The sequence below is a fragment of the Marinomonas algarum genome (assembly GCF_020532605.1).
Taxonomy (GTDB): Bacteria; Pseudomonadota; Gammaproteobacteria; order Pseudomonadales; family Marinomonadaceae; genus Marinomonas; species Marinomonas algarum.
On sequence record NZ_JAJATW010000003.1, the window covers coordinates 1 to 12,201 of the forward strand.

Genomic DNA, 12,201 nt, shown 5'->3' on the forward strand with positions numbered 1-12,201 from the left:
GGTCCAATCAATAGTCTTGGATAACCTTACTAAAGGATGATTCGAGTTAATGATGTCTACGAGCTGAGGTTGAAATAAATCTTTTTGTGGAATGCTCTCTGTCTGACGAGGCTTCATAAAACTCACCAATTCTGCAACTTTTTGGGCCTTACACTGTATTTACAGCAAGATTTAGACATAAACTATCTAATAAAAACACAATAAATTCAATAGGTTGAGAGTTATTCAGGGACGACTAATTATTTCATCAATCCGTTGGAAACGACTGTGCAATACCTTTGGTATAATGAGGAGCCAAAGTAGCCAGAACAGGGTTGGGAAAAAATTTTAATACTTCGTGTATTCAACCTTCGTAAGATATGCCGATTTATGGATTCGCTCCCAACCCAAACGCCCTGAATAATGTTAGGGTGCTGAGCTAAGTCTCTCGATATAAAGTCAACAGGGCATCAACATGCTTTTCCTGGTCAAAATATTCACGAGCTCGACTTTGCGCCAACACTGACAAACGAAACCTTTCTGCTGGATCGTTACTTAGTTGTTGAATAACTTCAACGAATGCAGACGTATCAAAAGGATCAACCAATCTACCGGATGACTCTAGAATTTCTGGGATGGCACCATAACTGGACCCAATAATAGCTTTTCCTGCCGCCATTGCCTCGATAACAGTTAGCCCAAATGCCTCGTTATGAGACGGAATAACCACTATGTCAATAGCTTTCAATAAACTATTAGGATCATCTGAAAAGCCATAGAAAATAACCTTATCTGTTAATTCTTGCTCAGCAATATAGGCTTGTAACGTTTTCAAATAATCGGCATCACCTCCTGTCTCTGCTGTCAAACCACCTACTATTATTAAATAAATTGGTTTGGACTTAAGTTTAGCAAGCGCCTTCAAAAGCTCCGGATGCCCCTTCCCATTCGACAATCGCCCAACAATTCCCATCAAAATGGCATCTGAGGACAAAGAGAATTGCCGCTTTAGATCCAACGGTTCACTCTCTACTTCATCGGATTGATGCATCTGAGTGCCTAACCATAAAGTCTTTACTTTATTTTCAATAATAGGTAGTGCCTTGATATTTCGTGCCCGAGTAAAGTAGCTAATCGACAACACCAAATCCACATTACGATAAATAAAACGGTGAATGATATCTTTTTTCGGACGCTTTGCTCCCATATGGTCAGTATAAATCAACTTAAAATCACACAATTTTTTCAACAATACCGCTAACATTAAATCACTGGATTTGTGGCAATGCACATACTGAATCTGTTGAGATTTAATCCACTTTGCCAACCTCAATAAATGGCGATAACCATCGCCACGACTCTGTAAAGTATAATTTTTATTAAATACGCTCTGCATTTGAGCATGAACTGGCGTACCCTCCTGCGATAAACCGAATACATTATGCCCTTTGGTCAGCATGACCGAGCCAACCCGAATAGGATACATTTCTAAGCCACCAAACCCTTTCGATAAACACATATGCAATATATTTAAAGATCTAGGCATCACTCAACCTTTCTTTGCTAAATTAAAATACCAGAGCTTGATCTCAGGAAAAATATTATCTACGTCTAGATTTTCTAAACTGTCCTCTTGCCCACTAGGCGAAAATGGTAGCCAGTAACCTTCACTGTTCAGCGTTTTCCAACGTAGTGGCGTTGCTGACCGCCGACTAGGATAGAAACCTATACAGGGCACGTCCAGTGCACCTGCAATATGTAGAGGGCCAGTTGAACCAGCAATAAACAAATCAGCTAATGCAATCGATCGCATAAAATCAGCAACCCCATCATTTTTATCATACAAGGCAGCCTTTATTTTTTCAGCTTGCAGAGCATCCACTAAAGATTGTGATATTAGCGATTCTCCAGGGCCTGCAGTAATAACAAAATGGAATAAATCTAACTGATTCAAATATTTAATTAGCTTAACCCATTGAGCAATGCTCAAAGTATTTGAAGATCCTCCCGTTACAGGGTGAATAAAACATTGTTTTTCTGGTGTCAGTATACCTACCTTCAGCAATTTACTACGTTGCTTATCTAACACTTGTGTAGCATAAGAAAGTAGAGGTCTTTCTTCTTGTAAGCAGTTTCCACCCAACACTTTAATAAAATAACGAGCTAAATCTAAGTTATATTCAAATTCGGGTTTACTTGAAGTAGAACGACGCTGCCGGAGTGTATGCGTATATAAAAATTGAGCAAGCTTAGTAGCGGGAGCAACTCTAATCGGGATTTTTGCCTGACGAACCAAGGTGGCATTGTAAGTATTGGAAAACAAACAAATAGCCGCATCAAAACTTTCAACTTTTAGCTGTTTTGCCAAACCTCTTTTTTTCTTAGAGTCTTTTGAATCGATGATTACTTCGTCGATCCATTCAAACGACTCTGCAATGTCTTTCGTATAATTTGGTACTAATGCCGTTACTCTAGCTTCAGGAAACGCTTTTTTGATAACTTGAATGGCAGGTAAAGCAAGCATAAAATCACCAATCTTATCATTGCGCACCACAAGTATTTTTTTAATTACTGGCATTGAATGTCTCTTACTTTCGTTCACTTTTTATATCCATATTTCATGGACGTATGACATCAGTTTTATATACGCTGGCCGTACAAAGTATTGTATGTTTTCAGTGTCAAAAACTAGCCGCCCTCAACATTCGTTTTGACCATTGACTCCAAGAGCCAATGTAGAGGCGTTTGGCCGGTATACCTGCATGATTTAATGCCAATATATTATGGCAAGCACTGATACCCGATCCACAATAATACACTCTGTCTTCGTGGTGACTTTCTGACAAACAAGATTGCCATTCGTCATGAAGCACGTTTGCTTCTTTGAAATAACCGTTTGCGTTTAAGTTATCCGTAAAAGGTCGATTTACTGCTCCCGGTATGTGACCACCCACTGGGTCTATGGTCTCGTTTTCCCCCCTAAAACGTCCTGCAGAACGGGCATCAACCAGCTGGAATTGATCTGTCTCTAAGTTTTCTGCAACAGCTTGTTCGCTTACTGACCAAGGGAAAGAGACTTCAAAACGCATTGATGCCACAACCGGTACGTTAACCTCACAAGATACATCTCCCCCTTCGCTTAACCAAGCTGGGAAGCCGCCATTTAAGACACGCACATCAATGCCTTGTTGACTCAACATCCACCAAGCACGGCCGGCAATGGAGCCACTTGAAGCATCATACACAACAACAATACTGTCTTGCTCTATGCCCCATGCTTGTAACTGAGTAGAAAACACATTTTCATCTGGTAAAGGATGACGTCCTGAGAATTCGGTTTCTGCAGAAGACAATTCATGGTGAACATCAACAAAAATAGCACCAGGAATATGTCCCTCTTGATATTCTAGTTGTCCTTTTTTGTGATCTGTTAAATAAAATCGACAATCTAAAACAACCACCTTCGGTTGGCCTATTAACCGCGTCAGTTCATTTGTATCAATGAGAGTATTTAATAGCACGAGCCTTCCTCAAGCAGTAGTGAATGCATCAAAATAATCGTTTCCATGGGGATTAAATCTACTTTGATTTTGTGTTTTTTGCTAATATTTGCCGTTAATATCTTTTATTGAGTGCCTTATGTTGCGTCTTGACCTTCTTCTTACTGAGCAAAATTTAACCAAATCTCGTTCACAGGCACAAACCTTTATTAGCGAAGGTCGTGTCTCTTATCAGGTTAACCAACAATGGATCACAGCAACTAAACCCAGCGTAAAGTTGCCTTTGGATACAAACATTCAAATTATACAGGATGAAGCAGACAAATACGTATCTCGAGGGGCATTAAAGCTTGAGGGAGCGTTGCAACAGACGCAACTGAACATTAAAGGATTTCAGGTATTGGACATTGGCCAATCAACCGGTGGCTTTAGTGACTGCGCGATTCAGCACGGTGCCGCCAAAGTCGTCGGCGTTGAAGTCGGGCATGGGCAATTAGACAAACGCCTGGTCGATCACGATAAGGTTATTTGTTTAGAGGGAATCAATGCCCGCCACTTATCCTCAAAGGATTTACAAGGGCATTTACCTAAAGACGGCTTTGACCTTGTCGTGATGGATGTATCTTTTATCTCGCAGACAAAAATTCTCCCCCAGCTTCCCTGTTTATTAAAAGACGCTGGCCACTTGATTACCTTAGTCAAACCCCAATTTGAAGTCGGCAAAGCCCACATTGGCAAAGGTGGCATCGTGAAAGACAAACAGCGTGTTGAACAAATGGGTAACGACATGAAAGCCTTTATTACGGCATTAGGTTTCACAGTCCAATGCTATATGGAAAGCCCTATTAAAGGCGGCGATGGTAATCAAGAGTTTTTACTTTGGGCGACGCGAACTGTTTAATCCAGTCACTCCTTTTCCTTGCTGTCTCTTCGTGGATTATTCTGTCGAGTGTCATTCAATCAGATTCCTTACAAGTTCACGGTCAAATAGATGAACATGTCGCCTCTTGATTCGATTAAATAACCTCGTTATAGGCTGGCGAATGACTCAATGTGACCTCTTGCGCTTCCTTTGCTTCTAGCGTATCGATGTAGCGCCGTGCCATATAAAATCCCCAGCAGCCAAAAATCACCGACCCTACCGCTTGACCAAATAAAATGCCTTCTGCCCCCATAAACATTGAAAAAATTACAATCAGAGGCCAGGTGCCGACTGTCGCTCGACCGAAGTTTAGTAGGGTACTGTTGAGTGGTTTTCCTAAATTATTAAAGACCGCAATCGCAATAAACAGTAGACTCTGAAAGAAAAAGCTAAATGACACAAAGGTAGCAAAGAATCGAATCAGCGCTGCACTCCCCTCGGTTGCGTGAAATACAGAAACCAACCAACCCTGCGCCTGATAAAGCCCCACACACAACACCACGCAATACACGAAAGCATAAGTGACTGCGCTATTAATGGTACTGTGCATACGATCAAAGCGGCCTGCGCCATAATTTTGTCCCAGTATCGGCCCCACCGCGCCTGACAACGCAAATAATCCACCAAACACCACAGGAATCACCCGACCAATCACGGCAACGGCAGCCACAGCATCATCACCAAACGTTGAGGTATGCTCCATCACAATGGCATTCGCCAGAGGCGAAGACATATTGGTGAGCATCGCAGGCACAACAATGACACTAATCGATTTAGCATCTTTGAAAAAATCCATTAAATCAAACTCACCCAACATTTTGTGGATGTGCACAACACCATAATAAGATACTGCCACCATGGAAAAGCGAGCGATTAAAGACGCAATGGCCGCACCCTGTACACCTAAACCAAAAGCAAAGATAAAAATAGGGTCGAGTACCGCATTCACCAACCCACCCACTAATGTTGTATACATTGCACGACGAGCGTCCCCCAAAGCACGCATAATGCCAGAGCCAATCATGCCAATCATAACCGCAGGCATACCTAATACTAGGATTTGCAAATAGCCTGTCGCCAAGTCCAACGTTCGACCGGTCGCACCGATGTAAAGCAAAATATGCGAGATATTAGGCCACAAGAACCATACAACCCCAGTAGAAAAGAAAATACCAAAAGCCAACACATTGACCGCTCGGCGCTTTGCTAATTCAATGTGCCCTTCACCAATCGCCTTGGACACCAGAGCGGTTGCCGAAATCGCCACCGCAATGCTAAGCGATACCGTAAAAAACATAATACTGCTGGCAAAACCCACTGCCGCGACGGCTTCTTTCTCTCCCAGCATCGATAGAAACAACATATCAACCAAGTCAACGAGGAACATACACATCAAACCAAGGGCACCCGTGGCAGACATGGTAACGACGTGTTTAAAAGTAGAACCTTGTGTGAGCTTTGCCGTATGTGGCATTCATATCCCCTAAGCAATCGCGTACCACTTGGGTACGGGTGAGCGAATAAGCAAAAAAACCGAAAAAGTAGGTACTTTTTCGGTTTTTATTTTCTCATGTATCGCTAACCAAGAGAAAGCGCCCTATAAGGATTAATCTAGCACAAAAAGATCTTGTATCATCGCGTTGCACGCAACCATTGTGCAATACGCGCTTCTGGGTCGGCATTTAACGTGATGTCTGTCACTGCGGCCACCACATCCGCTCCTGCATCGAGTACACCTTGAGCCCTTTCCACACTGATGCCACCAATGCCTACCAGCGGCGTTGTTTCTAACTGCGCCTTCCACTGGGAAACGGTTTCCAATCCCTGTTGGTGCCACTTCATTTTCTTCAAAATAGTGGGGTACACTGGGCCTAACGCGATATAAGTGGGTTGATACTGCAACGCTCGCTCTAGCTCTTCTTGGCAGTGGGTGCTAATGCCTAATTTCAAACCTGCTCTTTGAATAGCACCTATATCAGCATCGTCTAGGTCTTCTTGTCCTAAGTGAACAAAGTCACAACCTTCTTCTATAGCAAGTTGCCAATAATCATTCACCACCAACTGACAGTCATATTTTTCACAAAGTTGCTTTGATTTCTGTATTTGCGTTCTGACTTCTTCCAAAGGTCGATCTTTCACCCGCAATTGCACCAGTTTAATACCTAATGGCACCAGACGCTCTAACCATTCATAAGAGTCAAAAACAGGGTAAAAAGTATCCAACGTATTCATCATGTCTCACACTCGTTAAGAGAGAAAAGCCTTCCCCATCATAGAGGTAGAAGGTTGCGCCATATCACGCATTTCAATAGGATCCGCCAAATATGCCATATGGCCCGCTTCAATCGCCATCGCAAACGCTTTCGCCATGGCTTTTGGAGTACCAGCGCCCGATACCGCCGTATTAAGCAATATTGCGTCGTACCCTAGTTCCATGGCTTGAGCAGCATGGGAAGGCAAACCAATTCCCGCATCGACAATTAAAGTAGTGTCAGGAAAATGCTCACGCATGGTTCTCAACCCGTAAGGGTTATTTAAACCACGTCCAGTGCCAATAGGAGCACCCCAGGGCATTAAGACTTCGCAGCCTAGCTCAACCAATTTTTCCGCTACAATAATGTCTTCTGTTGTGTAAGGAAATACTTTAAAGCCTTGATCAATCAATATTTCCGCGGCTTCCACCAAAGCAAAGACATTCGGCTGTAAGGTGTCCTCTTCTCCGATCACTTCCAATTTGATCCAATCGGTCTGAAACACTTCCCTTGCCATTTGTGCCGTTGTCACTGCCTCTTTTACCGTATAACAGCCTGCTGTATTAGGTAAAACACGCACGTTTAATGCTTTTATCAAGGCCCAAAAATCTTGCCCTTCTTTACTGCCACCCGCCTCACGACGTAGCGACACTGTGACTATTTCAGTGCCACTTTCCCGCACTGAATCAGCCAATATCGCCGGTGAAGGGTATTGTGCTGTTCCCAATAACAAGCGATTTTGAATACGGGTTCCATAAAGATCTAACATGGTCATTAGCCTCCTTGTATTGGGGAAATAATTTCTAGTTGATCCCCTTCATTGAGTAATGTATTGGACCGCAAAGAAACCGGAACAAAGTCACTGTTAACGGCGGTTGCCACCACAGAATCGGCGTAACCTAACGCAATCAACAGCTGATCTAGGTGAGGTGTTTCGACCTCCGTAGACACCCCATTAACTAAGATATTCATTCATCTGCTCCACTTTGTCGTCTTGATTTAAAATCGCGTCCGCGGCTTTAATCGCCATACTGGGGCTTAATAAAAAGCCATGACGATACAAGCCATTCACTCGCCAAATATTCCCGTCTTTTTGCAATCTAGGTAAATTATCAGCGAACGCTGGGCGAGCATCGACACCCATTTCAACGATTTCCGCTTCCGCAAAACTCGGGTGTAAAGCATAGGCTGAGCTTAGCAACTCCAACATGGAGCGTGCGCTGAATCTCGCCCGTTGCGCATTCTCAATCATAGTGGCACCCACCATGAAATGATGATCTTCTCTTGGAATGATATAAAACGGAATACGAGGATGAAGTAGGCGTACCGGACGGTTCAGCGTGATCTCTTCGGTGCGTATGATTAGCATCTCTCCCTTCACACCACGGATGTCCGACCACTCTGGCTTAGCCAGCAAGCCACGGCAATCCACAACCGTTTCCCCACCAAATTCTGATGGTTCAACAGACTGGTTAAAGTGAAAATGTGCGCCTTTTTTTGTCAGTAACTCAAACAATGCCACCAGCGCTAATCTAGGATTAACATGCGCTTCATCAGGAAAGTATAAGGCTTGCTTGAACCTACCGGAAAAGTCAGGCTCAAGTGTCGAAATAGCCTCATTATCAATCCATTCAAAACGCTCTGTTCGACGGCTAAAACGGGATAACTCCTGACGATCTCTCACCTGCGCAAAGACCATGGTACCTTTTGAGACCACCGCCGCGTTCGTTCCCGTAAGGTGTTTCTCCCACCAGGTTAATGCCGTTTTACCATAATGCAATACTGCAGGTTCTGCACTTTCACGCTCGCACCAAGGCGCCAACATACCTCCAGCAAACCAAGAACAAGCTTGCTCTCCCACATAGCGACTGCGCTCATAAATATGCACGTTGACGCCACGCTCTATTAACTCTGTTGCAAGGGTTAATCCCGCAACACCAGCACCAATAATATTGACTTTCATTTCGCTCACCACAAATAATCTTGACTCTCTGGTACGTTTTTAATCAAACCTGTTTGTTTTAAAAAGGCCGCATATTCTTCATAACGCTGTACATCTACTGCAGCAGGGCGCAAAGCAAAACGTACCACCGTATCCTTCCAAGCCAGTCTGTTTAACTCTGTGTCTAAATCGCCTTTGTAGGATTTAAAGATATCCCATGCCGTTTCTTGATGATTCACTATGTACTGTGTTGCCAACTCAACAGCACGGTTAAACTTACCGAGCGTTTCGGGTGATACATGCCCCTTTTTTGCCACGACAACCAATTCGTCATAAGGCGGCACACCTTCTTCTTCCACGTAAAAAGCACGCCCCTTAAACCCTTCGATCGCCAGTTGATGTAACTCAAAATTACGATAACCACCGTAGATCGCATCGACTTTTTTAGACGCAAGCGCACTGGATAACCCCCACCCCATATTGATAATGTTGACATCATGGATGGATAAACCTGACTTTTTCAACATCGCCTCTACCGTGGCTTCACTGACACCGTCCGCAATCGAAGTGCCAATGGTTTTTCCTTTTAAATCGGCAATACGCTTAATTTCGCTGGAATCCAACACCATTAGGGTATTTAACGGAGTGCCAATCAGAGTAGAAATACGCATCAGCGGCAGACCAATAGCCACGTCTTGAATAAGCTGAGGTTGGTAAGACACAGCCAGGTCTATATTGCCGGCTGCGACTAATTTTGCTGGCATACTGGGGTCTGTCGGCTCTTGAATACGAACATCCAAACCTTGCTCTGCAAACAAGCCCTTTTGTTGCGCCACAATTAAAGCGCCATGGTCTGGATTGACAAACCAATCCAACATTAACGTCAACTTTTCTTCCGCGTAGGCACTGCTTACTGCCAAAAACATCCACACTATGATCACCGAACGCACGCACAATCTTTGCATTTCTTTTTCCTTTAAGAGTTTTTATTGTTTCGTTATCAATTACTTACTCAACTCGTATCAAACAACCCATGAGTTGCTTAACTTCGTCGTATTTCCTTTCCTCAACGCCTACCCCTGCCCCCAAGGTATCCATTTTTTAAGAAGCCAATCTGCTAGGTAATAAAGGCTGATAGACAAGCAAGCCAATACCAGCAGAGCAGCAAACATTTCCGCTACCTGCATGCGCGCATTGCTGTGTAGCATGTAATAACCCAATCCCGCGCCAGAACCGACCCACTCCCCGATAATGGCACCAATCGGAGCGACAACCACCGCCATTCTTAAGCCAGAGGCAATGACCGGCAGCGCCGCCGGGAAGCGAATTCGCCACACCATTTGCCATGGTTTCACATTCATGGTTTTCGCCAGATCGAGATAGCCTGTTGGCGTGTTACGCAGACCGTCAAAACAGGTCATTAAGACAGGAAAGAAAATAATGATCGCGGCCATCACGACTTTGGAAAACATGCCATAACCTAGCCACAGCACCAAAATAGGCGCTAAAGCAAAGACCGGGACAGCCTGACTAAACAACAACACGGGCAGCAGCCAAAGCCTAACCAGACGGAATAACTGCATGTTAATGGCAAACAAAAAACCTAAAATGACGCCTAACATCAGCCCCCCGACGATCTCCAATAGGGTGACCAGAAAATGTGAAAACAGCAGCGACCTGAGTTCCCAAAGCGTAACAAATACACGCTGCGGCGCTGGCAAAATAAAATGCGGAACATTCGTGATAAAGACCAAGGCCCACCAAGCAAACAATAAGGCAGCGACAATCACCATCAATCGAATCAGATTAAGTGAAGAGGCCCTTCTTAAACGAAAAATGGCTAGCATGGCACCGCCTCCATTGCTTGTAAAAGAGCCGCCTGATAGCGACCTAATTCCGCATTAATTGGCCGTGGTATGGCGGTTTCTGGGAAGCTTGGTCTGACAAAATCAAAGACGGGCTGAACATCGCTCTCTTGATTATCGCGCTGGTTAGGAAACACTAATATTTGCTGTCCCAGACGGATCGCTTCTTGAGCGTCATGGGTAACCAGCACCACACTTTTCTCTGCCAGCATTTCTGCAGCAAGGTCTTGCAGTCTATAACGATTTATTGCGTCCAACGCGGCAAAGGGCTCATCCATTAACACAACCGGTTTGTCTTGCATCAACGTTCGTGCCAAAGCAACTCGTTGTCTCATGCCCCCAGATAGTTGATTGGGCGCCTTGTAAGCCGCCTCCACAAGACCCAATGTCTCAAGTAAAAAGAGCGCTTTATCCCGTTTCTCCCTCTCTTTTTTTGCGGTATTTCTTCGCCACTTATGCCAAAGAGGTTGTGTTAAGTAGTCGCACAATAAAACATTTTCAAGACTGTTTAGCCAAGGCATCAGTAAGTCCTGCTGAGCCATGTAAGCGATGCTATCCGACAAGGTCACCGTACGACGAACGCCTTTGTTTACTTCTGTCACAATGCATTCCGACTGCGAAGACCCATCGTCAAAACCGGTAATCTGCCTAAGTAAACTGGTTTTTCCACAGCCACTTTCCCCGAGCAAACACGTGAATGTCTGTTTCGGTAGCGTCATACGCAAATTTTTATAAACAGGCTTCGTCTGATCCGCGTAACACAAGCTTGCTTGAATCTCGTAAGAGACATCAACATCCTGTGTTTTGGCATGAGAAACGTTTGATACCACGTCCATGTTTTACTCCGCGTTTTGAAACAACTCGTAAAAATGATTCACTGGGCCAGATCCTTTGCCTACGTTTAGCTGATCAGACGTTTCAATCGCCTTAGAAATATACTGTTTTGCTGACTGAATAGAGTCGCTTAGAGCGTAGCCTTGCGCTAGAAAGCTGGCAATCGCTGCCGATAAAGTACAGCCCGTACCATGAGTGTTGTTGGTGTTTACTCTTTTCGCAGAGAACATTGTTGAGTGAAAGGCATGTGAAGACGATTGGGCACACCAAATATCGGTACTCAAAGACGACCCCATGTGGCCACCTTTTAAAAGCACATTCTGACAATTAAGCGCCATGAGCGCTTCTGCTAGCTCTTGGTATTCTTCTGCCGTCTTTGGCAGCTCTTTCGCTGACGGAGCCAAGGGCCGATTAAGCAAAATATGGGCTTCATATAAATTCGGCGTAATAATAGTTGCCAATGGTATCAGCTCAGTAATCAAACACTCCACGGCCGAACGATCCAACAACACATCGCCGCTAGTAGCCACCATCACAGGATCTAACACAACAAACTCAGGTTTATAATCAATAAGCGCTTGAGCAACACACTTGATCACGTCATTGTCTGAAAGCATGCCGATTTTGACAGCGCGTACGTCTAAATCGTTAAAGACACTGTCCAGTTGAGAACGAACAAAACTGGGCTCGACGCTCATAATGGCGTCGACGCCTAATGTGTTTTGTGCCGTCAGTGCGGTGATAACAGAGCAAGCGTAGCCCCCCGTCGCAGAAATGGCCTTAATGTCCGCTTGAATGCCGGCGCCGCCACCACTGTCTGAACCAGCGATTGTAAGGGTAATAGGAGTGGGTTTTCGTGTCATAAATAAGCTCCGCGTAGAAATGGGAGCCTAAGAACACATCATCA

13 protein-coding genes are annotated in these 12,201 nt (G+C 44.4%); 1 reads left to right on the forward strand and 12 read right to left on the reverse strand.

All coding sequences use genetic code 11. The features are described 5' to 3' along the window. Positions 1 to 418: 418 nt before the first annotated feature. The 3 genes from LG368_RS03020 to LG368_RS03030 all read right to left on the reverse strand — a co-directional run bounded on the left by LG368_RS03020 (position 419) and on the right by LG368_RS03030 (position 3,500). Entirely contained in the window at positions 419 to 1,525 is a 1,107-nt protein-coding gene (locus LG368_RS03020; RefSeq protein WP_226753253.1) for a glycosyltransferase family 4 protein, read from the reverse strand. A gap of 3 nt (positions 1,526 to 1,528) precedes the next feature. Next, the gene (locus LG368_RS03025) at positions 1,529 to 2,557 is read right to left on the reverse strand and encodes a glycosyltransferase family 9 protein (protein ID WP_226753254.1); all 1,029 of its coding nucleotides are present in this window, start codon (positions 2,555 to 2,557) and stop codon (positions 1,529 to 1,531) included. 103 nt (positions 2,558 to 2,660) lie between these two features. Beyond that, positions 2,661 to 3,500 (reverse strand): sulfurtransferase, encoded by an 840-nt coding sequence (locus LG368_RS03030; protein ID WP_226753255.1) that lies wholly within the window; start codon positions 3,498 to 3,500, stop codon positions 2,661 to 2,663. Positions 3,501 to 3,618: 118 nt separating this feature from the next. On the opposite strand from LG368_RS03030, the gene LG368_RS03035 reads away from it, so the two are divergent. Continuing rightward, on the forward strand, positions 3,619 to 4,380 hold the full coding sequence (locus LG368_RS03035; protein ID WP_226753256.1) for a TlyA family RNA methyltransferase: 762 nt from the start codon (positions 3,619 to 3,621) through the stop codon (positions 4,378 to 4,380). A gap of 115 nt (positions 4,381 to 4,495) precedes the next feature. Here the strand turns inward: LG368_RS03035 and LG368_RS03040 are convergent, their stop codons facing one another. From LG368_RS03040 to thiD, 9 genes are all read right to left on the reverse strand, one after another. Next, a complete protein-coding gene (locus LG368_RS03040; protein WP_226753257.1) occupies positions 4,496 to 5,875 on the reverse strand; it encodes an MATE family efflux transporter in 1,380 nt (459 codons plus the stop codon). 158 nt (positions 5,876 to 6,033) lie between these two features. After that, entirely contained in the window at positions 6,034 to 6,636 is a 603-nt protein-coding gene (locus LG368_RS03045) for a thiamine phosphate synthase (RefSeq protein ID WP_226753258.1), read from the reverse strand. A 12-nt stretch (positions 6,637 to 6,648) separates the two neighbouring features. Beyond that, positions 6,649 to 7,428, reverse strand: coding sequence for a thiazole synthase (locus tag LG368_RS03050; RefSeq protein WP_264193956.1), 780 nt, complete (start codon positions 7,426 to 7,428; stop codon positions 6,649 to 6,651). Next, positions 7,428 to 7,625, reverse strand: a complete 198-nt coding sequence (thiS, locus tag LG368_RS03055) for a sulfur carrier protein ThiS (protein WP_226753259.1) — start codon at positions 7,623 to 7,625, stop codon at positions 7,428 to 7,430. Before thiS ends, LG368_RS03050 begins: the two co-directional genes overlap by 1 nt. Beyond that, positions 7,609 to 8,616: a glycine oxidase ThiO gene (gene thiO, locus LG368_RS03060; RefSeq protein WP_226753260.1), complete on the reverse strand. Its 1,008-nt coding sequence runs from the start codon at positions 8,614 to 8,616 to the stop codon at positions 7,609 to 7,611. The genes thiS and thiO overlap by 17 nt, the downstream gene beginning before the upstream one ends. A 5-nt stretch (positions 8,617 to 8,621) precedes the next feature. After that, a complete protein-coding gene (locus tag LG368_RS03065) occupies positions 8,622 to 9,560 on the reverse strand; it encodes an ABC transporter substrate-binding protein (RefSeq protein ID WP_226753261.1) in 939 nt (312 codons plus the stop codon). Positions 9,561 to 9,668: 108 nt separating this feature from the next. Next, positions 9,669 to 10,442, reverse strand: a complete 774-nt coding sequence (locus LG368_RS03070; protein WP_226753262.1) for an ABC transporter permease — start codon at positions 10,440 to 10,442, stop codon at positions 9,669 to 9,671. Beyond that, positions 10,436 to 11,296 (reverse strand): ABC transporter ATP-binding protein, encoded by an 861-nt coding sequence (locus tag LG368_RS03075; protein WP_226753263.1) that lies wholly within the window; start codon positions 11,294 to 11,296, stop codon positions 10,436 to 10,438. Before LG368_RS03075 ends, LG368_RS03070 begins: the two co-directional genes overlap by 7 nt. Before the next feature lie 3 nt (positions 11,297 to 11,299). Beyond that, positions 11,300 to 12,157, reverse strand: coding sequence for a bifunctional hydroxymethylpyrimidine kinase/phosphomethylpyrimidine kinase (thiD, locus tag LG368_RS03080; RefSeq protein WP_226753264.1), 858 nt, complete (start codon positions 12,155 to 12,157; stop codon positions 11,300 to 11,302). Positions 12,158 to 12,201: the final 44 nt, after the last annotated feature.